Annotated in this window: 20 protein-coding genes; 9 read left to right on the top strand and 11 right to left on the bottom strand. The window is 73.4% G+C overall.

Annotated features, from left to right (window positions below; genetic code table 11):
- Nucleotides 1-9: 9 nt before the first annotated feature.
- Together ACIRNI_RS15565 and ACIRNI_RS15560 are read right to left on the bottom strand one after the other, a co-directional pair.
- Entirely contained in the window at nt 10-888 is an 879-nt protein-coding gene (locus ACIRNI_RS15565; RefSeq protein ID WP_403551866.1) for a class I SAM-dependent methyltransferase, read from the bottom strand.
- 105 nt (nt 889-993) lie between these two features.
- Nucleotides 994-1299: a 4a-hydroxytetrahydrobiopterin dehydratase gene (locus tag ACIRNI_RS15560; protein ID WP_355357306.1), complete on the bottom strand. Its 306-nt coding sequence runs from the start codon at nt 1297-1299 to the stop codon at nt 994-996.
- Nucleotides 1300-1413: 114 nt separating this feature from the next.
- Here ACIRNI_RS15560 and ACIRNI_RS15555 point away from each other — a divergent pair, with 114 nt between their 5' ends.
- Nucleotides 1414-2217, top strand: a complete 804-nt coding sequence (locus tag ACIRNI_RS15555; protein ID WP_403551864.1) for a helix-turn-helix domain-containing protein — start codon at nt 1414-1416, stop codon at nt 2215-2217.
- Here the strand turns inward: ACIRNI_RS15555 and ACIRNI_RS15550 are convergent.
- Nucleotides 2214-2630: a hypothetical protein gene (locus ACIRNI_RS15550; protein WP_403551862.1), complete on the bottom strand. Its 417-nt coding sequence runs from the start codon at nt 2628-2630 to the stop codon at nt 2214-2216. The genes ACIRNI_RS15555 and ACIRNI_RS15550 overlap by 4 nt on opposite strands.
- Nucleotides 2631-2999: 369 nt before the next feature.
- On the opposite strand from ACIRNI_RS15550, the gene ACIRNI_RS15545 reads away from it, so the two are divergent.
- Both ACIRNI_RS15545 and ACIRNI_RS15540 read left to right on the top strand, forming a co-directional pair.
- Nucleotides 3000-4778: an HNH endonuclease gene (locus tag ACIRNI_RS15545; RefSeq protein WP_403551859.1), complete on the top strand. Its 1779-nt coding sequence runs from the start codon at nt 3000-3002 to the stop codon at nt 4776-4778.
- Between the two features lie 123 nt (nt 4779-4901).
- On the top strand, nt 4902-5510 hold the full coding sequence (locus ACIRNI_RS15540) for a hypothetical protein (protein WP_403551857.1): 609 nt from the start codon (nt 4902-4904) through the stop codon (nt 5508-5510).
- A 44-nt stretch (nt 5511-5554) separates the two neighbouring features.
- Here the strand turns inward: ACIRNI_RS15540 and abc-f are convergent, their stop codons facing one another.
- Together abc-f and ACIRNI_RS15530 are read right to left on the bottom strand one after the other, a co-directional pair.
- On the bottom strand, nt 5555-7201 hold the full coding sequence (abc-f, locus tag ACIRNI_RS15535) for a ribosomal protection-like ABC-F family protein (protein ID WP_403551855.1): 1647 nt from the start codon (nt 7199-7201) through the stop codon (nt 5555-5557).
- A 199-nt stretch (nt 7202-7400) separates the two neighbouring features.
- The gene (locus ACIRNI_RS15530; protein WP_403551853.1) at nt 7401-8024 is read right to left on the bottom strand and encodes a histone deacetylase; all 624 of its coding nucleotides are present in this window, start codon (nt 8022-8024) and stop codon (nt 7401-7403) included.
- 151 nt (nt 8025-8175) lie between these two features.
- Between ACIRNI_RS15530 and tdh the strand changes: the two genes are divergently transcribed.
- From tdh to ACIRNI_RS15510, 4 genes are read left to right on the top strand one after another with little or no spacing between them, the layout of a single operon-like run.
- A complete protein-coding gene (tdh, locus tag ACIRNI_RS15525) occupies nt 8176-9204 on the top strand; it encodes an L-threonine 3-dehydrogenase (protein ID WP_403551851.1) in 1029 nt (342 codons plus the stop codon).
- Nucleotides 9205-9229: 25 nt separating this feature from the next.
- Nucleotides 9230-10411, top strand: coding sequence for a glycine C-acetyltransferase (locus tag ACIRNI_RS15520; RefSeq protein ID WP_403551849.1), 1182 nt, complete (start codon nt 9230-9232; stop codon nt 10409-10411).
- A complete protein-coding gene (locus tag ACIRNI_RS15515; RefSeq protein ID WP_403551846.1) occupies nt 10408-11328 on the top strand; it encodes a LysR substrate-binding domain-containing protein in 921 nt (306 codons plus the stop codon). The genes ACIRNI_RS15520 and ACIRNI_RS15515 overlap by 4 nt, the downstream gene beginning before the upstream one ends.
- 16 nt (nt 11329-11344) lie before the next feature.
- Entirely contained in the window at nt 11345-11482 is a 138-nt protein-coding gene (locus tag ACIRNI_RS15510) for a hypothetical protein (RefSeq protein ID WP_403551844.1), read from the top strand.
- Nucleotides 11483-11500: 18 nt separating this feature from the next.
- Here the strand turns inward: ACIRNI_RS15510 and ACIRNI_RS15505 are convergent, their stop codons facing one another.
- The 3 genes from ACIRNI_RS15505 to ACIRNI_RS15495 all read right to left on the bottom strand — a co-directional run bounded on the left by ACIRNI_RS15505 (nt 11501) and on the right by ACIRNI_RS15495 (nt 15591).
- On the bottom strand, nt 11501-12919 hold the full coding sequence (locus ACIRNI_RS15505; protein WP_403551842.1) for an amino acid permease: 1419 nt from the start codon (nt 12917-12919) through the stop codon (nt 11501-11503).
- Nucleotides 12920-12988: 69 nt separating this feature from the next.
- Complete coding sequence (locus ACIRNI_RS15500; protein WP_403551840.1) at nt 12989-15115, bottom strand: phage holin family protein; 2127 nt, start codon at nt 15113-15115, stop codon at nt 12989-12991.
- Nucleotides 15116-15186: 71 nt separating this feature from the next.
- Nucleotides 15187-15591 (bottom strand): hypothetical protein, encoded by a 405-nt coding sequence (locus ACIRNI_RS15495; RefSeq protein WP_355367802.1) that lies wholly within the window; start codon nt 15589-15591, stop codon nt 15187-15189.
- Between the two features lie 105 nt (nt 15592-15696).
- Between ACIRNI_RS15495 and ACIRNI_RS15490 the strand changes: the two genes are divergently transcribed.
- Together ACIRNI_RS15490 and ACIRNI_RS15485 are read left to right on the top strand one after the other, a co-directional pair.
- A complete protein-coding gene (locus ACIRNI_RS15490; protein ID WP_403551837.1) occupies nt 15697-16464 on the top strand; it encodes an MBL fold metallo-hydrolase in 768 nt (255 codons plus the stop codon).
- Nucleotides 16461-17102 (top strand): DedA family protein, encoded by a 642-nt coding sequence (locus ACIRNI_RS15485; RefSeq protein ID WP_403551835.1) that lies wholly within the window; start codon nt 16461-16463, stop codon nt 17100-17102. Before ACIRNI_RS15490 ends, ACIRNI_RS15485 begins: the two co-directional genes overlap by 4 nt.
- On the opposite strand, the gene ACIRNI_RS15480 is transcribed toward ACIRNI_RS15485, so the two are convergent.
- The 3 genes from ACIRNI_RS15480 to ACIRNI_RS15470 form a co-directional block, all read right to left on the bottom strand.
- On the bottom strand, nt 17082-18146 hold the full coding sequence (locus tag ACIRNI_RS15480; protein ID WP_403551833.1) for an MBL fold metallo-hydrolase: 1065 nt from the start codon (nt 18144-18146) through the stop codon (nt 17082-17084). The genes ACIRNI_RS15485 and ACIRNI_RS15480 overlap by 21 nt on opposite strands.
- 13 nt (nt 18147-18159) lie before the next feature.
- Nucleotides 18160-19413 carry an aminotransferase class I/II-fold pyridoxal phosphate-dependent enzyme gene (locus tag ACIRNI_RS15475; protein ID WP_403551832.1) on the bottom strand — a complete coding sequence of 418 codons (1254 nt, stop codon included), beginning with the start codon at nt 19411-19413 and terminating at the stop codon, nt 18160-18162.
- 104 nt (nt 19414-19517) lie between these two features.
- Nucleotides 19518-20267 (bottom strand): ANTAR domain-containing response regulator, encoded by a 750-nt coding sequence (locus ACIRNI_RS15470; RefSeq protein WP_403551830.1) that lies wholly within the window; start codon nt 20265-20267, stop codon nt 19518-19520.
- Nucleotides 20268-20329: the final 62 nt, after the last annotated feature.

Below are 20329 nucleotides of genomic sequence, written 5' to 3'. Positions count from 1 at the left end.
TGGGAGCGGTCAGCCCCGGCGGGCGGTGTGCACCGTACGGGCGGTGAGCAGGAACAGGTCCGGCCGGTGGTGCAGGCCCTGCGGGTCCGCCGGGTCCAGCAGGCGGTCGAGGGCCGCGCGGTCCTCGGAGCTCAGGCGTTCGCCGAGGGTGTGGCGGTGCCGGGAGAAGTGGGCGAGGACGTACTCGCGTACGAGGTCGGTGACGGGCGCCGGGACGTCGTGGAGGAAGGAGCGCGTACCGCTCGGCGTGAGGCCCGCCCCGGCGAGCAGTGCCCGCCAGTCGTCGACCTCCTCCTTGGCCCCGGGCAGCGCCGCCCGCATCTCGGCGAACCAGTCGGCGTGCGCGGCCTCCATCCGGGCCTCCAGGCCGGGGCGCCCGATCCCCGTGTGCTGCGGCAGGTGCCGGCCGGCCAGGCCGCTCTCGGCGACCGCGAGGACACCGCCGGGGCGCAGCAGGCCCGCCAGGTCCGCGACGGCGGCGCGCTGGTCGCCCAGGTGGTGCAGGGAGCCGGCCGCCCAGATGAGGTCGGCCGGGCCGAGCGCGGCGATGTCGTCGGGCAGCTGGGCGTGGAGCGTGGTGACGCGGGTCAGGCCGAGGCCGGCCGCCCGGTCGCGGGCGCGCTCCAGCAGCTCGGGCGTGGCGTCCACGGCGACGACCTCGGCGTACGGGAACGCCTCGGCGAGCAGGCAGGACAGCACGCCGGGACCGCTGCCGACGTCGAGGACGCGGCGTACGCCGGTCGGCGGGGCGAGCTCGCCGAGCCAGGCCGCGGCCTGCCGGTACAGCGGGGTCTGGAGCTCCGCGCCGCGCTCCAGGAGCGGCAGCATCTCGTTCCAGTCGATGTCGATGTCGGTGTCGGTGTCGGTGTCATGGTGGTGAGGGCTCATGGGGACAGCGTGCGGTGGGGACGGCGCCGGGGCGAGCTCTGTTGCCGTTCCGGCAACTCGGCCCGCCCTGCCCGGCTCGTCGTGCGCGGCTCGCGGTCGCCCGGTTCAGTTCGCGGCGTGGGAGGGCGCGATGGCCTCGACCCGGGACGCCAGTTCGAAGTCGCGTTCGGTGATGGCGCCGCCCGCCGAGTGGGTGTTCATGGTGAGGCCGACGGTGTTGTAGCCGAGGGTGAGGTCGGAGTGGTGGTCCAGCTCGTCCTGGATCTGCGCGATGTGGACGACCATCGCGGTGGCGGCGAAGTGGGTGGAGAGGCGGTAGGTGCGGGCGATCCGGTCGCCCTCCTGCGACCAGCCGGGAAGCTCGCGCAGCCGGTCCTCGATCTCCTTCTGCGACAGCGGCTCAGTGGGCATGTCGGGCCCTCCGTTTCGTTGCGGTACGGACGTTGACGACGTGGACGACGTGACCGTGACGATACGGTCCGACGCCACCGGCCCGTGGTCAACACGTGGGTTACCGTCTGCGGTATGACAACTCTGGCGTCCGGTACCGGAATAGGCCCGCTGCTGCGCGGCTGGCGTGAGCGGCGGCGGCTGAGCCAGCTGGAGCTGGCCCTGCGCGCGGACTCGTCGGCCCGTCACATCTCGTTCATCGAGACGGGCCGCGCGCGGCCCAGCGAGGAGATGGTCCTGCGGCTCGCCGACCATCTGGACGTACCGGTCCGCGAGCGCAACGCGCTGCTCCTGGCGGCCGGTTACGCCCCCCGGTACGCCGAGACGCCTCTGGACGACCCGTCCCTCGCCACCCTGCGCGAGGGCATCGAGCAGCTGCTCGCCGGGTACGACCCGTACCCGGCGCTCGTCGTGGACGGCTCGTACACGGTGGTGGCCGCCAACCGGGGCATCGCGATGCTGCTGGACGGGATCCCGGAGCACCTGCTGACCCCGCCGATGAACGCCATGCGCATCACCCTGCACCCCGGGGGCCTCGCGCCCCGGATCCGCAACCTGCGCGAGTGGCGCGGGCACCTGCTGGCCCAGATGGAGCGTCAGATCGCCCTGGCCCGCTCGGAGCCGCTGCGGCGGTTGTACGACGAGGTCTCGGCGTATCCCCTGCCGGAAACGGCCACCGACCCGGGCGACCGCGAGGACCCGAGTCCGTACCCGTACTTCGCGCTGCCGCTGCGGATCGAGCACGACGGGCACGTGCTGTCCTTCGTGTCGTCGATCTCGACGTTCAACACGCCGATGGACGTGACGGTCGCCGAGCTGGCCATCGAGACGTTCCTCCCGGCCGACCCGGCGACGGTCGCGTACCTCCAGTCGCTCTAGCCCCTCACCGCCCGCAGGGCGGACCACTGGAGGGCGGCGAACCCGGCCACGGTGGCCGCCTGCATCGGGATCCAGAGGGCTCCCGCGGTGCTGGGTGACAGCCAGGCGACGAGTGCGACGGCGCTCAGCACCGCCCAGAGCACATTGGCGTCGACGACCAGCTTGACGGCCGTGGCGGACGGCCGCGGCCGGGAGGCCAGGTAGCCCACTCCAGCGGCGAACGCGGTGAGGAACAGGCCGAGTTCGAGCAGCAGCGCCGCGTCGACGCCGAGGAGCCGGGCGAGGGGCCGGGAGGCGAGGGCGTACGCCAGCCCGTTGGCCCCGGTGACGACGGCGTCGAGCGCGAGGAAGCGGCGCAGCATGGTCTGCGGCTCGGTGGTACGGGAGATGCCGGCGAGCAGGGCCTGGGACATGGCGGAGCCTCCATCGAGGTCGGGGTCGGGGTCGAGGGCGGGGGCGTACGGAAGGGTCCGGAGCCCGAGGCCCGGGGTCCGGCCGCAGTGCGGCGGCCGGACCCCGGTGACCGCAACGATGCCGCGCGGGGCGGGTGGGGGTCGATTACCGCGGAGGTAATGCGGGAGGGGGTTGGCTCCCCGCCCTGGGCATGCGGGCTCTCTACACGGTTCCGGACACGTATGCGGCTCGCCCGTCTCCGCCGATCACACGCCGGCCGGGCCCCACCCGGCAACTGCCGTCCACGCATCGTCCGCACCTGGCAGGAGCAACGGCCCTCCCGCCTGGCAAGATCAAGGAAGCAGGATGGTGCATCACGGGGAGGCCCGATGGGAAGCTTGCGTGTCGGTGACGTGTTTCGGTCCGCCCAGAACAGAGACCCATCGGTAGCGCGCATTGATGGTTACCCGAATATCCATCACGTCACGGCTTCCACGGTCCTCGCCCAAATTCAGCTCAGCAAGGGAATCAACCCGATCTCCAAGGCCAAGGCTGCCGGCGGGCGGCGCCGCCCGGCCATCTTGATCCGTTCCAGTCCGTGGAAGGCCGGAACCGCTGAGACACCCTGGCACGACGTGTTCGACCTGGACAACGGCCACGTGCGCTATTTCGGCGACCACAGGGTCGATCACACAGTGCCGGTGGGAACGACCCAAGGTAACGCGGTGTTGCTGGAGGCACTGAGGGAGCATCAAGCAACCACCCCGGAAGAGCGGGCACTGGCCGCGCCTCTGCTGATCTTCGCGGCGGTATCGCGCAACGGGACGTGGAAAGGATACGTCGAGTTCTGCGGCGCGGCGGTCATCGAAGATGCCAAGCAGATCGAGCAGGAAGCGAAGGGAAGACCCTTCCCCAACTATCGCTATGACCTGTTCGTCTTGGACCTGACCCCAGAAGACGATCAGGTCGACTGGGCTTGGATCGAGGACCGCGGAAACCCCGAACTGTCGGCTACAGACGCACTCCTACGCGCTCCCCGCTCCTGGCGCCAGTGGGTCGAGCAGGGACATGCCGTCTTGCCGGAGTTGCGACGGCGGACCACGCGCGGGGGCAATGGCTCAGGCCGGCGCTCGGAGGACGACGCCCGCGGTTCCATGGCGCATTTTCCCGTTCCCCGCCGACCGGATGCCTCGGATTCAGCTTCTTCGGCACCAATCGGGTCGCTGGAGAATATGACGGTCGGCGTGCTCATGGACAAGCTGAGAAGCCTCAAAGTCCACCAGAGGAACGGTCGGCAGAGCAGGCACAAGCCACTTGCCTTGCTGTGGGGCATCTCCCGCGTGGCTACGGGAAAGCCTTCCATTGCGCCTTGGCGCCAGTTCCGCGACGAGGTGGGAGGGCTCTTGGCCGAGTTCGGCCATCCCAACTCTTCTGTGACCCCTGAGTATCCGTTCTGGCATCTGCAGACGAGCCAACTCTGGGATGTGCATGGTGTGCCTGCCCAGCAGGCCGCCAAGGTGCATGCGGCAACGTTCGACAGGTTGAACCCCGAGGGAGGGATAGGCCGGCAGGCCGAGCGGCTGCTGAGCGATCCCTGCGTGCGGTCGGAAGCGATCGCTGTGCTGCGGGAGACCTATCTTGCCGACATCGACCAGCACGCCCTAATGGAGCGGCTGGGGTTGGCCGGCTATGAGAGCGCCAGCGGCATCGCAGACTTCGCAGAGGACCAGGTGACGGGAGCCGGCCCCGCCGCACGGCGTACGGTCGCCTCATCTCGCATCGTCCGCGATACAGAGTTGTCGGCCAAGGTGAAGAAGCTGCACGGCGACCGCTGTCAGATATGCGGCCTACAGTTGTCCACGCGGTTCGGCACCTACAGCGAGGCCGCCCACATCCGCGGCCTGGGCCGTCCCCATAACGGTCCCGACGAGCTGCCGAATCTCCTGGTTCTGTGCCCGAACCATCACGTCCAGTTCGACGCATTGGCGATCTACGTCGACCCGGACGGCGTCGTTCGCATGACAGCCGACGGCAGCCGCTTGGGGGAGCTCCGACCACACCCCGCTCACCAGATCAACGCGGCACACCTTCGCTACCATCGTGCGCTGTGCGGCAGGGACACGACGGGCCGACGCCCCGCTCCGCTCGATCGGAAACCTTCGCCATAGGCGCGACTCTGTTGCGCTCCCCGGCGTGCGCCGGATGCCATCTTGCGTGCATGGTGCACACCCGCCACCGTTCAAGTGACGCTGCTTGGCGCTCCGGCGCCACCAGGGGAGGGGGCGGTACTTGTGGGTTCGGCGACTCCGTGGGCGCGACAGATCTTCGGCGATGCAGCCGACCAATTGGTGGACGTTGTTCCGGCTTGTCTCCTACGCGCCCATGAGAGGGCTCGCAATGGGCACGAAGGGGTCCATACCCAGACGCTGGAGGCGTACGGGCACGGGCTTTATGCCGTTCAGTACGAGGAGCTGGCCGCCGGCCTCAGTCCCCTGGCGGGCGCCACTCCGGTTCGGCTGCATGGGCGGACCCTGATGATCGTTGCCGACCATGTGATCTATCCGCTCCGCTACGCGAAGAAGGATGTCCCGGTTACAGCCGCCCGTTTGCGGCGGGCGACAGGGCTCCGCGCAGAACTGATTCGACGCCACGGCCCGGAGCCCATGCAGCAAGTACTGGACCTCGGCTTGGACGAGCTTCAGGAATCCGAGGTGCACCCCGACCTTGGATTTCTCCCCGAGGACATCCGCCTCGTCCTGGTGGCCTACGCCTGTGCCATGGATCGCGGCATGATGCGCATCGAATGGGGCTCCGCGGAGCTACGCAGGGAAGACCGGTTCCTCGTGTGGCACCACCATGAGCCTCTGCCCCTCGACGGGCGGTCGGCCACAGCCTTGTAAGCCGGGCACCCCTTTTGACACGCGTCGATCGCAGCAGCAGAACGTCAGCGGCGGCGGCCGCCGCGGAGCTCCAGTCGCTCACCCGGGAACCGCGTGCGGAAGCCGCGGTCGTGGGAGACCGCGACCACCGCTCCCGGGTACGTCGCGAGCGCCGACTCCAGGTCCTCGATCAGGTCGAGCGCGATGTGGTTGGTCAGCTCGTCGAGGACGAGGAGGTCCGCGGGCCGGGTCACCAGCCGGGCGATCTGGAGCCGTCGCTGCTGGCCCGCGGACAGGGCCGCGACCGGTACGTGGAGGTCCTCTTCGCGGAACAGGCCCAGCGCCAGCAGCTCGTCGGCGAACTCCTCCGGCAGGCCGGGCAGCCCCGCCGCGAAGGCGGCGAGCAGCGGGAGGCGCGTGGAGCGCGCGGGCAGTTCCTGCGCCAGGTATCCGATGCGCGCGGGGCGGCGTACCGCGCCCTCGTCCGGTTCCAGGTCGCCCGCGAGGAGGCGCAGGAGCGTCGTCTTGCCGGCCCCGTTCTCGCCGGTGACCAGCAGGCGCTGCCCGGGGGCGATCGCCAGCCGGTCCTCCAGGCGCAGCCGCTCGCCGACCGTGACGCCGTCGAGCTCGGCGAGCGGACCGTCGGCCGGTGGCTCGCCCGCCGGGAGGGCCGTGGTGAACCGCAGCGGTTCGGGTGGCGCCGGCACCGGGTTGCGCCGCAGGTGGGCGAGGCGCTCCCGGACCGCCCGCACCTGCCCGCCGAGCTTCGCCTCGTGCGAGCGGCGGTGCTTGCCGAAGCCCTGCCGCGGGTCCCTGCCGGTGGTGGCGAGGCGTTTCCCGGCGGCCTCCAGCAGCTCCTCGGTACGGGCCACGTCCTGGAGCCACCGCGCGTACTCCTGCTCCGCGCGGCGCCGGGCGGCGGCCTTCGCGGCGCGGTAGCCGGCCCAGCCGTCGCCGTACCGGTGCACCGTGCGCGCGTCCCGGTCCACCTCGAGGATCGCGGTGGCGACGCGCTCCAGGAAGCCGCGGTCGTGGGTGACCGCGACGACGGTGCCGCGGTGCGCGCGCAGGTGCTCCTCGAGCCAGCGCACGGCCGCCGCGTCGAGGTGGTTCGTCGGCTCGTCCAGGAGCAGCAGCTCGGCCCCGGCGGCCAGGACGCAGGCGAGCGCGAGCCGTGACTGCTCGCCGCCGGACAGCGAGCCGAGCACCCGGTCGCGGGTGATCCCGGCCAGCCCGAGTCCGTGCAGGGCGGCGTCGACGCGGACATCCGCCTCGTACCCGCCGCGTTCCTCGTAGGCCGTCAGCAGCTCGCCGTACGCGGCCAGTTCGTCGTCGGATGCCTCGCCGAGGCGCTCCTCCGCCGCGCGCAGCTCGCGCTCCATGGCCCGCAGGTCGGCGAGGGCGAGGTCGACGGCGTCCTGGACGGTGCGGTCCGGGTCGAGGTCGATGGTCTGGGCGAGGTGGGCGGCGCCGCCGGGGAAGCCGACGGTGATCTCCCCGGTGTCCGGCGCCTCGGCCGCGGCCAGCAGCCGCAGCAGGGTGGACTTCCCGGAGCCGTTCTCGCCGATGACGGCGGCCTTCTCGCCCGGACGGACGGTGAAGGAGACCTGGTCGAGGACGGTGCGGGTGCCGTAGGACTTGGTGACGTCCTTGACGGTCAGCTGCGCGACGGCAGCGGGTGCGGGCGTGGCGGTATGGGCGCGTGCGCGCATGGTGGTCTTCCCGTGGGGGTGCGGAGGGTCTACGGGCGGCGGAAGCGGCGCGACGGTGGCGTCGGCCGTGCCCGGACTCACAGGAAGAAGAAAGCCATACCCTCACCATAACAAGACGAGTCGTCTCGTCTCAAGTCCTTTTCCCTGACGCATGGACGAGGGGCGCCACCTCGCGACCGCCTGGCCTGCGCGCACCGGCTCAGCCCGCGATCAGCTCGCCGATCCGCCGCTCCGTCCAGTGCCCCGCCGCGCCCGGGCAGGAGGCGAGGTAGGCGGTGACGGCGTCCGCATCCCAGGCGCCCGTCGCGAGGAGGCCGGCGGCGATGTGGCGGAGGTAGTCGGCGGCGGGCGCGTTCCAGGGGACGTCGCCCATGCGCCACGGGGCCGTGAAGGTGAGCAGCGGGTGGCCGTCGAGCGACCCCGCGCACACCAGCGTCTCGTAGCGGCCGTCGCCGAGGACCGCCCTGCCGTCCCGCAGGACCCGCGTGAGGTCGAGGTCGGTGTCCGGGCCCGGCTCGCGGTACATCTCCTGGGCGGCGATGTCCGAGAACTGCTGGGCCGTCACCAGGTGCGCGCGGGCCAGGACGCGGCCCTCGGCCCCGGGGTCGTAGAAGGCCCGGCCGCCGGTCCACACGGGTGACTCGGTGGCGAAGTACAGCGTGCCCGTCAGCTCCACGGGGACGGAGGCGGCCGGGAGGCGGCGGTCGCGGCAGCCGGGGTAGAGCCGGTTCGCGGCCGGCGGGGCGCCGCCCAGGATGTAGTGGGCCAGCCGGTCGACGTGCGTGTTGGAGCCGTAGGACGTGTACCAGACCTGCGTCGTCATCCGGTGACGGTAGCGGCGTGGCGCGTGAAGTTCTGCTGTTGGCCCGCTTAAGAAAAGCTCGATGGACGCGCGGGCCCGGTGTGGGCAGATTGGTGCGCGTTCACGATCTCCACCCGTACCCCGCCCGTACCCCCACCCGGGAGCTGCGCCGATGAAGGCACTTGTCAAGCAGAAGGCCGAGCCGGGCCTCTGGCTCATGGACGTGCCGGAGCCCGAGGCCGGGCCCGGCGACGTACTGATCCGGGTGCTGCGCACCGGCATCTGCGGTACGGACCTGCACATCCGGGCCTGGGACGGCTGGGCGCGGCAGGCGGTGAACACGCCGCTGGTGCTGGGGCACGAGTTCGTCGGCGAGGTCGCGGCCGTCGGCGCCGACGTGGCGGACATCGCGGTCGGCGACCTGGTGAGCGGCGAGGGGCACCTGGTGTGCGGCAAGTGCCGCAACTGCCTGGCCGGGCGCCGGCACCTGTGCCGGGCCACCATCGGGCTGGGCGTCGGACGGGACGGGGCGTTCGCCGAGTACGTCGCGCTGCCGGCGTCCAACGTGTGGGTGCACCGCACGAAGGTGGACCTGGACGTGGCCGCGATCTTCGACCCGTTCGGGAACGCCGTGCACACGGCGCTGTCGTTCCCGCTCGTCGGGGAGGACGTGCTGATCACGGGCGCCGGCCCGATCGGCGTGATGGCGGCGGCCGTCGCCCGGCACGCGGGGGCGCGCAACGTGGTGATCACCGATGTGAGCGAGCCCCGGCTGGAGCTCGCCCGCAAGGTCGGGGCCACGCTCGCCGTCAACGTCGGCGAGACGACCATCGGCGAGGCGCAGCGGCAGCTCGGGCTGCGCGAGGGCTTCGACATCGGCCTGGAGATGTCCGGGCGGCCCGAGGCCATGCGGGACATGGTCGCCAACATGACGCACGGCGGCCGGATCGCGATGCTCGGCCTGCCCGCCGAGGAGTTCGCCGTCGACTGGTCGAAGATCGTCACCTCGATGATCACGGTCAAGGGCATCTACGGCCGGGAGATGTTCGAGACCTGGTACGCCATGACCGTCCTGCTCGAGGGCGGGCTCGACCTCAGCCCCGTGATCACCGGCAGCTACTCCTACCAGGACTTCGACGCCGCCTTCGACGAGGCCGCGACCGCCCGCAGCGGCAAGATCATCCTCGACTGGACCGTCTGACCCTTCCCCCTAGGAGACCCCCTTCATGTACGCGTCCGTCCGCGACGAGCTGCGCGCCACCCTCGACGAGATCCGCGACGCCGGTCTCTTCAAGCCGGAGCGCGTCATCGCCACCCCGCAGAGCGCCACCGTCTCCGTGGCCTCCGGTGAGGTCCTGAACTTCTGCGCCAACAACTACCTGGGCCTCGCCGACCACCCCGAGGTCGTCGCCGCCGCCAAGGAGGCGCTGGACCGCTGGGGCTACGGCATGGCGTCCGTGCGCTTCATCTGCGGGACGCAGGACGTCCACAAGGAACTGGAGCGGCGGCTGTCGGCGTTCCTGGGGCAGGAGGACACGATCCTGTACTCCTCCTGCTTCGACGCCAACGGCGGCGTCTTCGAGACGCTCCTCGGCCCGGAGGACGCGGTGATCTCCGACGCCCTCAACCACGCCTCGATCATCGACGGCATCCGGCTGTCCAAGGCCCGCCGCCACCGGTACGCCAACCGCGACATGGCCGACCTGGAGCAGCAGCTCAAGGACACCCAGGACGCGAGGCGCCGGCTCATCGTCACCGACGGCGTCTTCTCGATGGACGGTTACGTCGCGCCGCTGCGGGAGATCTGCGACCTCGCCGACCGGTACGACGCCATGGTCATGGTCGACGACTCGCACGCCGTCGGGTTCGTCGGCCCCGAGGGGCGCGGCACGCCCGAGCTGCACGGCGTGATGGACCGCGTCGACATCGTCACCGGCACGCTCGGCAAGGCGCTGGGCGGCGCGTCCGGCGGTTACGTCGCGGCGCGCGCGGAGATCGTCGCGCTGCTGCGCCAGCGCTCGCGCCCGTACCTCTTCTCCAACTCCCTCGCGCCGGTCATCGCCGCCGCGTCGCTGAAGGTCCTGGACCTGCTGGAGTCCGCCGGGGACCTGCGGGAGCGGCTGGACGCCAACACGAAGCTGTTCCGTACGCGCATGGCGGAGGAGGGCTTCGAGATCCTGCCCGGCGACCACCCGATCGCCCCGGTGATGATCGGGGACGCTGCCGAGGCCGCGCGCATGGCGGAGCTGCTGCTGGAGCGGGGCGTGTACGTGATCGGCTTCTCGTACCCCGTGGTGCCGATGGGGCAGGCGCGCATCCGGGTGCAGCTGTCGGCGGCGCACTCCACGCAGGACGTGGAGCGGGCGGTGGCCGCGTTCACCGACGCACGCGCGACAATGGCGGGGTGATCGACCCCCGGCGGCTGCGCATCCTGCGGGCCGCGGCGGACCACCGTACGGTGACCGCCGCGGCCGCGGCGCTGTATCTGACCCCGTCCGCCGTCTCGCAGCAGCTCGCCGCACTGGAGCAGGAGACCGGGCACACGCTGCTCACCCGGAGCGGCAAGGGCGTACGGCTCACGGCGGCCGGCGAGATCCTGCTGGAGCACGCCAACGAGGTGCTGGCGCAGCTGGAGCGGGCGGAGGCGGAGCTCGCGGCGTACGCGGGCGGCACGGCCGGCGAGGTGACGGTGGCCGCGTTCGCGACCGGGATCGCCGAGGTGCTGGCCCCCGCGATCGCGCGGCTGGCCGAGACGCACCCCGGTATCCGGGTGCGGGTGCGGGACGCGGAGGGCGACGAGTCGCTGCCGCTGGTCCTGGACGGCGAGGCGGACGTCGCGCTCGCGGTGGAGTACCGGGGCGCGCCGCGCGAGGGCGACCGGCGCCTCGCGCGGGTGGCGCTGTACGCGGAGCCGTTCGACGCGGTGCTGCACGCCGGTCATCCGCTGGCGCAGGGGCCCCAGGTGGCGCTCGCCGCGCTGGCGGACGCCGACTGGATCGGCCCGTACCCGGGCAACCCGTGCCACGACATGGTGCTCCTCGCCTGCGAGCTTGCGGGCTTCGACCCGCGGCTGGTGCACTCCTCGGACGACTTCCGCGCGGTGGTGGCCCTCGCGGGCGCGGGCGCGGGCGTGGCCCTGGTGCCGCGTTCGGCGCTGCGGGGCATGGAGCTCAAGGACGTGGTGGTGCGTCCGGTGGCGGGCCCGGCGGCGTTCCGGCGGGTCTTCGCGGCGGTGCGGCGGGGGGCGGAGGGCCATCCGCTGATCCGCCCGGTGCTGGGGGCGCTGGCGGACGCGGCGGAGGGGCTGTCGGCGGCGGACGTCTGACCGGGTGGTGACACGCGTGGCCCGTTCCCGGCCGTACGCGCTGTACGCGCTGTACGCCGGGAACGGGCCACCCCCCGCCCCGGGGACGGCCGGCGCGCGGGTCTGCCTGCTGCCCGCGCGCGGTGACCGGGAGTGCTTCGGCCAGCTCCCTTGAGGCGTGCGCCGGGCGCGGTCAGCGGCGAGCGGCGCGCTCCTTGCGGGCGGACATCCACGCGTACACCAGCACGCCCGCGAAGAGGAACAGCACGCCCTGGTAGACGGCCGCGTAACCCGAGCCGGCGACCAGCCACATGGAGAAGCCGAAGGCGAGGGCGGCGAGGAGCGCGTCGCGGACGAGGCGGCCGCGGTGGACGCGGTCGGTCTGTCCGGAGGCGAGGAAGTAGATCTGCGCGGCCGTGGACAGCAGGTACGGGACGGTCGCGGTGAAGGTGGTGACGAGGACGAGGATCTCGAAGACGCCGCCCGAGCCGGCCGTGTAGTTGTACACGGTCAGCAGCGAGGCGAGGACGACGGTGACGAGGACGCCGACGGTCGGCACGCCGCGCTTCTTGCGGGCGAAGGCCTTCGGGAAGAGCCCGTCCCGGGCGGCGGCGTACGGCGTCTGGGCGCTGAGCAGCGTCCAGCCGTTGAGGGCGCCGACCATCGAGACCAGCGCCATGCACGCCACCGCCGTGCCGCCCCAGGAGCCGCCGAACATGGCGTTGACGGCGTCGGAGAAGGGGGCGCTGGAGGTGACGAGCTTGTCGTGGGCGACGGTGCCGAAGACGGAGAGGGTGCCGAGGAGGTAGATCGCGGCGGCGCCGAGCGTGCCGAGGATGGTGGCGCGGCCGACGTTGCGCTCGGGGTCGCGGACCTCGCCGGCGCTGACGGCCGCCGACTCGACGCCGAGGTAGCTGAAGAGCAGGATCGCTGCGGAGGCGGAGACCGCGCCGAGGGCGCCGGAGTCGCTGCCCTGGAAGGGGCCGAGGTTTCCGGAGTCGAAGAAGAAGAGCCCGCCGACGGCGACGAGCAGCAGCGGTACGAACTTCAGCACGGTGGCGACGAGCTGGACGGCGCCGACGTACCGCGTGCCGGCCAGGTTGGCGAGGGCGGGCAGCCACTGGAGGCAGAGGGCCGCCGTGATCGTCGCGGCGGTGGAGTGGTGCACGGGTATGAGCACGTCGAGGTAGCCGACGGCGGCGACGGCGAGCGCCGCGTTGGAGACCCAGGTGGTGATCCAGTACGACCAGGCGGCGAGGAAGCCGGCGAAGTCGCCGAAGGCCTCGCGGGCGTAGACGTAGGGGCCGCCGGTGCGGGGGTGGCGCTGGGCGAGGCGGCCGAAGACGAGCGCGAGGGCGATCGCGCCGACGGTGAGGACGGCGAAGGCGACCAGGCTGATGGTGCCGTAGGGGGCGACGGACGCGGGGAGGAGGAAGATCCCGCCGCCGATGATGTTGCCCATGACCAGCGCGGTCGCGATCGGGAGGCCGAACCGCCGGGCGTGCCTGTGTTCGCGCGTGCTCTCAGGCGTGTTCTCACGCGTGTTCTCGTGCGTGCCCGGCTGGTGGTCGTGATGCCGCTGGGGCGGGGTGGGGGTGAGGGCCGTGGTCATGGGGGGTGCGGTGCGCCTTTCTCCGTATAAACCTCGGATATGTTCGAGGACGGAGGACGTCGCTCCAAATCACCCGTTTTTGTCCGGCGCGAGACCCTCAGAAACCGGAAAAGCTTCTTCCGCTTGTGGCCTCGGCGGCGATTCCTGCACGACCCGCACGGTCTCCCCGAGCCCCTGGCACTCGCGCAGCCAGCGCCGCAGCACCCGGTGCACCTGCTCCGCGCCCACCGGTTCGCCGCCGTCCTCCACCGGCGCGGACAGGGTCAGCGGGGACAGCAGGAAGGGACGCGCCTGCTCGCCGCCGAGCCCGCCGTGGGAGCCGATCTGCTCCTCGAAGGCGTGCACCTCCCCCGTCGACGGCTCGTACATCGAGTTGACCATGATGTCCGCGACGTGCGGGAACGAGTCCGTGCGCCGCACGGCGTCGGCCGCGCCGGGGCCGAAGGCCGCGAGCGGGCCGGCGTCGTCGTCGGTGAGGTCGTCGAGCGGCGCCTCCTCGCCGTCCGGGCCGATCACCACCGAGCCGTGCTCCTCGCTGCGCACGAGCAGGAAACCGATGCCGGGGTGGCGGGCCAGGGTCTGCAGCAGGGCGGGGTGGCGCCGGTCGATCTCCTCGCGCGACAGCCGGTACGGCCGGTCCGGGAAGGAGATGAGCCCGAGGTTCCCGGAGGCGAGCACCACCGGGTCCGAGCCGCGCGGCGGACGCACCTCGGCCGGCTCCTCCACCGGGCGGTGCAGGGCGCTGCGCAGCGCGCCCCGCGCCTCCGCGCCGGTCTGCGTGCGCCGGGCGCGGCGCGGGACGGGCAGCCCGCAGGCGACGCGGACCAGGTCCTTCAGCGTCAGCCCGTACCTGCTCCGGAAGGTCTCGCCGGGGCTCTGGCCGTGGTCGGAGAGCAGCACGATCCGGTACGGGCGCGGCGCGTGCTGCGCGACCTCGGCGATGAGCGCGATCGCCCGGTCCAGCCGCTGGAGCACCTTGGCGGCGTCGCGGCTGTACGGCCCCGAGTGGTGGGCGACCTCGTCGTAGGCGACGAGGTCGGCGTAGACGGCGGGGCGGCCGGCGAGCACGTCGCCCATGACGGCCGCGACGACGACGTCCCGTTCGACGACGGTGGCGAACGCGCGGATGAAGGGGTAGAGCCCGCCGCGGCGGACCCGGGGGGTCTCCCGGCGGATACGGGCCCGGGTGGACTGGCCGATCTCGCGCGCCACCTCGGCGACGAAGGAGAGGGCGGTGCGGACGGCGTTGGCCGGGTCGCTGAAGTACGCGAAGTAGCCCGCGCGGGAGCGGTTTCCGCGGCCGCGGCGCGCGGCGACGGAGAGGACCAGGGCGAGTTGGCCGGCGCCGCCGCTGAAGAGGTTGCCGCGGCTGGCTCCGCCCGGGGCCAGCAGGCCGGGGTCACCGGTGCGCGCGACGGCGCGGCGCTGGAGTTCGGCGGCGCTGGCGGGCCGGTTGCTCACCATCAGCTGGCCGGTGTCCTTCTCGTACCAGCGGAAGGCCGGGACGTCGTGGTTGGAGCCGTGCAGCAGGGCGAGCTGGCTGGACCCCGTCTGACTGGACCAGTCGGTGCGCCACGGGGCGAGCCGGTGGCCGGCGCCCGGGCCGTGGAGCCAGGACGCCACCGTGGGCATCAGACCGTCCTGGGTCGCGCGGAGCAGTACGTCGTGGCCGACGCCGTCCAGTTGCAGGAAGACCACGCCCGGCGAGGAGGCGCCGGCGCCGCGCGCGGAGCGGGGGCGGCGCCGGTCGGTGAGCCGGTACAGCCTGCGGCGGTAGGCGTCGTCGTCGCGTACGGCGACGGCGGTGGAGGTCGCGGAGGCGACGGCGGACATCACGGCGGCGACCACGACGGCGTTCTCGGGGTCGGCCTCGCCGCGGCCGTCGGGGATCAGCCGGAGCGCGAGGAGCAGCAGGGAGCCGTTGAGGAAGAAGACGAGCAGCCCGAGGACGAAGGCCGGGACGAGCAGCAGGGCGCGTACGACGAGGGGCCACACGAGCGCGCTCAGCAGGCCGAAGACCCCGGCGCCCCAGGCGGCGGTGACGGCGGTCCGGGTGATGGTGTCGCCGTCGTCGGACTGGAGCCGGAAGTCGGGGAGCAGCGCGGCGAGCGCCAGCATGGTGAGGCTGGACACCGCCCAGACCGCGACGACCCGCACGCCGGCGCCGCCGGCCCTCCGCCATCGCCTCTCCGCCACGCCGCCAGCCTTTCCGCCGAGCCTGGATCCAGCGTGGCACACGGGAGGTGGACGCCGTCCGGCGAGGAAGGTCAGCGGCCGTCGTAGCCGGCGGTCGGCATGGACAGCCTGCGGTGCACGTGGGCCTTCATCGCCGCGTCGTACGCCGGCTCGTCGAGCCCGGCCGTCTCCAGGCGTACGCCCCGGCGTTCGCACTCGGCGGAGAAGGCCCGCGCCGAGGTGACCGCCCGTTCCAGCACCCGCTCGTTGGGGGCGACGAACAGGTCAACGGCGCCCGCCTCGATGTCCGCCCACAGCATCCGGTGGTCGGGGCGCAGCCCGTAGAGCAGCAGCTGCCGGCTGACGACATAGCCCTTGTCGGCGGCCCATCGCTCACACATCGCGTGCTGGCTGCGCGTATCCACCAGGAACGGGTCGTGCTCGAGCTCCTCGAGCGGCGTCAGACTGGCGATCGCCGCCACGCGTACGTCGTCCATGGGCCGACCCTACTCCGATCTCCTCCGCGTGAGGAGGCGCGGACTTACGCTCTAGGAAGCGTTCCGGTGAACGAGGACGAGCGACGAGGAGGAGGTGGCGGGCCGGTGGAGGTCACCTGGTGGGGTCATGCCACCTGCACGGTCGAGGACTCCGGTGTGCGGGTGCTCACCGACCCGTTGTTCGTGCGCCGGCTCGCCCATCTGCGCCGTCGGCGGGGCGCGTTGCCGCCGCGCGAGGCCGCGCGCGCCGACGCGGTGGTGGTCTCGCACCTGCACGCCGACCATCTGCACCTGCCGTCGCTGGCCCGGCTCGCGCCCGGCACCTCGCTGATCGTGCCGCGCGGCGCGACCCGCGCCGTGCCGGGACTGCGCAGGCTCGGCGGGCTGCGGATCACCGAGGTCGGGCCCGGCGACGAGGTGGTGGTGGGGCACCTGGTCGTCCGGGCGGTGCCGGCGCTGCACGACGGGCGGCGGCTGCCGGTGGGGCCGCACCGCTCCCCCGCGCTCGGGTACGTGGTGAGCGGCGAGGCGCGCACGTACTTCGCCGGGGACACCGGGCTGTTCGAGGGGATGGCGGACGCGGTGGGCGAGGTGGAGGTGGCGCTGCTGCCGGTCGGCGGCTGGGGGCCCTTCCTGGGCCACGGGCACCTGGACGCGCGGCGGGCCGCGCAGGCGCTCGCCGCGCTGCGGCCGCGCGCGGCGGTGCCGGTGCACTACGGCACGTACTGGCCGATCGGGCTGGACGGGGTCCGTCCGCACGAATTCCACGCGCCGGGCGACGAGTTCGTACGGCAGGCGGCGCGGCTCGCGCCGGGGGTGAGGGTGCACCGGCTGGGGCACGGCGAGCGCGTCCGGCCCGAGGTGCGGCCGTGATCGCCGGGCTGGGGGCCGGGCTCGGGGCCGGGGTGGCGGCCGGGCTGCCGACGGAGCCGACGCAGCAGGCGGTCGGCTATCCGACACTGTTCCTGCTGGTGGCGCTGGGGGCGCTGGTTCCGGTGGTGCCGACGGGGGCGCTCGTCAGTTCGGCGACGGTGGTGGCGATCCACCAGACGGCGCCGTTCTCACTGGCGGCGGTGTTCGCGCTGGCGGCCGGCGCGGCGTTCACCGGGGACGTGGCGCTGTACTGGCTGGGCCAGCGGGGCGTGCGCTCCAAGAACGGCTCGCGCCTGCTGGGGGCGCTGCGCGACCGGGCGGCGCCGGACCGGCTCGACCAGGCCAGGGCCAGGCTGCGGACGCACGGGGTGTCGGTGCTGGTGCTGTCCCGGCTGCTGCCGGCGGGCCGGATCCCGGTGATGCTGGCGTGCCTGCTCTCCGGGATGCGGCTGGCCGGTTTCGTGCGCGGCGACATCCCGGCGTGCCTGGCGTGGGCGGCGACGTACCAGCTGATCGGCGTGCTGGGCGGCTCGCTGTTCGCCCGCCCCTGGGAGGGCGTGGCGGCCGCGGTGGCCCTGGCGCTGCTGATCAGCGCGGTGCCCGGGCTCTGGCGGCGGCTACGGCGCCAGAATCCGTGAACCGCCGACCGGGAGGTCCCAGAGGCGGTCGCGGGGCAGACCGGCGGCGGCCCAGGCCGCGTGCAGGCGGGTCAGGGGTTCCAGGACCGGTTCGGAGGAGAGGACGAACGTGGCCCAGTGCATGGGGACCATCGCGTCGGCCCCGAGGTCCTGGAAGGCCTGGACCGCCTCCTCCGGGTCGGTGTGGACGTCGCGGAGCCACCAGCGCGGGGCGTAGGCGCCGATGGGGAGGAGCGCCAGGTCGATACCGGGGTGGCGGCGGCCGATCTCCGTGAACCAGTGGCCGTAGCCGGTGTCACCGGCGAAGTACACGCGCCGGCCGGTGGGGTCGGTCAGCACCCAGCCGCCCCACAGGGAGCGGCAGGTGTCGGTGAGGGTGCGCTTGGACCAGTGGTGGGACGGTACGAAGTCGAATTGGACTCCGTCGAGTTCGGCGGCCTCCCACCAGTCGAGCTCGGTGACGCGGGTGAAGCGGCGGCGGCGGAACCAGCGGCCGAGCCCAGCGGGGACGAAGACGGGCGTGTCGGGGGGCAGGCGCTTGAGGGTGGGGGCGTCGAGGTGGTCGTAGTGGTTGTGGCTGATGACGACCGCGTCGACGGGCGGCAGGTCCTCCCAGCGCACGCCGACGGGGGTGATGCGGGCGGGGGTGCCGAGGATGCGGCGGGACCAGACGGGGTCGGTGAGCACGGTGAGCCCGCCGATGCGGACGACCCAGCTGGCGTGGCCGGCCCAGCTGACGGCGACGGTGCCGGTGTCGACGGCGGGCAGCGGCTCGGGGGTGTACGGCAGGCGGGGGATGTCGCGCAGCCCGTCGGGGCCGGGGCGGACGGCGCCTTCCCTGGCCAGCCGGGCCATGGCCCGTACGCCCGGGAGGGGCGCGGTGAGCCGGTCGGCGAAGGATCTGGGCCAGGAGCGCACCTCGCCGAGGGGACGGAGGGCACCGCCCGCCACGGGGCCCGTACGGCCCGCCGGGGCCGCCGAGGTTGCCGGAGCCGTCCGTACGGTGGCGGTCGTGGGGGACGTGGGTGACGTCTGTTCCGTCATCTGCGCGCTCCGTTCACCGTGGTCCTTGGAGATCGTGGAAAGCGGCTGTGAGCGTGTCCAACGCTCGTGCGACATGCGGCACTTGCAGGGGCCGCTCCGCCATGAGGGCCTCCATGCGCTCCTGCGCCGTGGCCCCGAGGAGCGGCCCGGTCGACAGCCGTACGCGCAGGGCGCCCAGCTCGTCGCCGAACCGGTGGCCACCGGGTGCGGGCGCGCCCAGCCGGGCGGTGAGGTAGTCCTCCAGCTCCATCGAGTCGTTGACGCCCCGCTCCGCGAGGCGGCCGCGCAGCGGCCCGAGGTCGACGTAGAGGTGCCGCCCGGCCTGCGGCGGCAGGGCGAGCGCTCCGGCGGTCAGCACGGCGTGGTGCGCGGCGGCGGCCACGCGCGCGTGGAGCGCGGTCGCGGCGGCCGTCCGGGCGGTGACCGCCTCCGGTTCGCCGAGCGCGTGGGCGGCGGCCGCCGCGACGGGTCCGGCCACATGGGCGCCGAGTGCGGCGAGCAGGTCCAGGACGCGGGCGCGGCGGGCGACGCCGGCCGGGGTGGGCGGGAAGCGGGCGATCGCGGCGGGCCAGGCCGGCGGGGTCAGGGCGCCGGCGAGGTCGCAGAGGACGGTGACGTCCTCGGGGCACATCTCGGCGGGGCTGACGAGCACGGTGTCGTGCGGCCGGTGCAGCGTGTCGCGCCAGGTCTCGTCGCTGACGATGTGCAGGCCCTCGCCGACCGCCGCCTCGCACGTCTCGCGCACCAGCTCGGGCGGCGGGACGGTGGCGGTGGGGTCGTCGGCCGCGCACAGCAGCAGCAGCGCCGGGTGGCCGCCTTCGGCGCGGACCCGCCGCACGGTCTCCAGGAGGGCGTACGGATCGGGCACGCCGCCGCATTCGGCGGGCGTGGGCACGTAGTACGCGGGTCTGCCGAGGAGCCGGGCCTGCGGCGCCCAGCCGGAGGGGCAGGGCCGGGGCAGCAGAACGTCGCCGCCGTGCGCGGCGATGAGCGCGGCGAGCAGCGGCTGCGCGCCGGGCGCGGCGGCCAGGTCCTCGGGGTGGCAGCGCAGGCCGCGCCGCCACCAGTAGCCGCAGGCCGCGTCGCGCAGGACGGGGCCGCCGCCGGGCGGTTCGGCCTCGGTGCGGTCGGCGGCGGCGGAGAAGACGGCGACGAGCTCGGCGACGGTCGGCAGGCCGGACTCGGGGGCCCCGGGCGCGTACCGCACGGGCCCCCGCCCCTCGGCGGGCGAGGGGGCCTCGGGGCTGTCCGGTGCCGGTTGCCGCATCCTCGTCTCCGCCCTGGCGTCGGTGCCGTCGTAGGTGCCGCTGTGGTGGGTGTGTGCGGGGACCCTGCCCGTCCCCGGAGCCCGCTATCCGTCCCCAAAGCCCTTTATACGGAGGTTCCCGGCAAGTCGCCGCTCCGGGCGGTGGCGGTCTTCGCCGGGACCAGCCGGGCCAGTTCCTTCTCCAGACCGCGGCCCCGGGTGCGTACGACCCCGGCGGCGACGTCCGCGAGCTTGCGGTTGGTGAGCTGCGAGACGCGGCGCAGCACGGAGTGGGCCTCGGCGGCGTCGCAGCCGAGGACGTGCATCACGATGCCGCCGGCCTGGTCGATGACGGGGCGTGAGCGCAGGGCGGTGGAGAGCTGGCCGACCTCGGTGAGCGCGGCGCGGTAGCGGCGGTCGCGGGCGAGGCCCGCGGTGATCTCCTCGCCGAGGATGGCGGCGGGTCCGTGCGCGGCGTCCGCCAGGGAGCCGGCCCGGAAGCCGTAGAGGTTCAGGGTGATGTCGATGCCCGCCCGGTGGAAGGGGAGGGTGACGCTGGCCCGGACGCCCGAGCCGAGGGCCATGGCCCGGTAGTCGGGCCAGCGGTCGTCGGTGAGGAGGTCCTCGGCGTCGACGGGTTCGCCGGTGTCGAGCGCCGTCCGGATGGGTCCGTCGCCGGAGTCGAGCTGGACGGCGACGAGGGCCGCCAGGTCCGGATGGGTGGCGCTGGTGCGGCGCTCGGACTCGCCGTCGCCGAGGGTGGCGACGGCCCCGCAGCACGCCGGGACCGACCGTACGCACTGCTCGGTGAGTTTCTGCAGTCTGCGGACGGTGGAGGCCGGTTCCGGGCCTTCGTACTCGTGCTCGGGCAGCATCGCGAGTCCTCCTTCCTCCGTGCGGCTGCCCCGCGCCCGGCGCGCGAAACGGACCCGCCGGC

Origin of the sequence: Streptomyces sp. NPDC093546, from assembly GCF_044765045.1 — a bacterium.
In the GTDB taxonomy this organism is placed as follows: Bacteria; Actinomycetota; Actinomycetes; order Streptomycetales; family Streptomycetaceae; genus Streptomyces.
This window is presented reverse-complemented; position numbering and strand designations above follow the sequence as displayed.

Bases quoted from the DNA above. Each gene is read 5' to 3' on its own strand.
- tdh (WP_403551851.1), top strand. From the start codon at position 8,176: ATGAAGGCACTTGTCAAGCAGAAGGCCGAGCCGGGCCTCTGGCTCATG.
- ACIRNI_RS15480 (WP_403551833.1), bottom strand. From the start codon at position 18,146: ATGACGGAACAGACGTCACCCACGTCCCCCACGACCGCCACCGTACGG.
- ACIRNI_RS15560 (WP_355357306.1), bottom strand. From the start codon at position 1,299: ATGCCCACTGAGCCGCTGTCGCAGAAGGAGATCGAGGACCGGCTGCGC.
- ACIRNI_RS15520 (WP_403551849.1), top strand. From the start codon at position 9,230: ATGTACGCGTCCGTCCGCGACGAGCTGCGCGCCACCCTCGACGAGATC.
- ACIRNI_RS15505 (WP_403551842.1), bottom strand. From the start codon at position 12,919: ATGACCACGGCCCTCACCCCCACCCCGCCCCAGCGGCATCACGACCAC.
- abc-f (WP_403551855.1), bottom strand. From the start codon at position 7,201: ATGCGCGCACGCGCCCATACCGCCACGCCCGCACCCGCTGCCGTCGCG.
- ACIRNI_RS15475 (WP_403551832.1), bottom strand. From the start codon at position 19,413: ATGCGGCAACCGGCACCGGACAGCCCCGAGGCCCCCTCGCCCGCCGAG.
- ACIRNI_RS15530 (WP_403551853.1), bottom strand. From the start codon at position 8,024: ATGACGACGCAGGTCTGGTACACGTCCTACGGCTCCAACACGCACGTC.
- ACIRNI_RS15470 (WP_403551830.1), bottom strand. From the start codon at position 20,267: ATGCTGCCCGAGCACGAGTACGAAGGCCCGGAACCGGCCTCCACCGTC.
- ACIRNI_RS15565 (WP_403551866.1), bottom strand. From the start codon at position 888: ATGAGCCCTCACCACCATGACACCGACACCGACACCGACATCGACATC.
- ACIRNI_RS15550 (WP_403551862.1), bottom strand. From the start codon at position 2,630: ATGTCCCAGGCCCTGCTCGCCGGCATCTCCCGTACCACCGAGCCGCAG.
- ACIRNI_RS15545 (WP_403551859.1), top strand. From the start codon at position 3,000: ATGGGAAGCTTGCGTGTCGGTGACGTGTTTCGGTCCGCCCAGAACAGA.
- ACIRNI_RS15555 (WP_403551864.1), top strand. From the start codon at position 1,414: ATGACAACTCTGGCGTCCGGTACCGGAATAGGCCCGCTGCTGCGCGGC.
- ACIRNI_RS15495 (WP_355367802.1), bottom strand. From the start codon at position 15,591: ATGGACGACGTACGCGTGGCGGCGATCGCCAGTCTGACGCCGCTCGAG.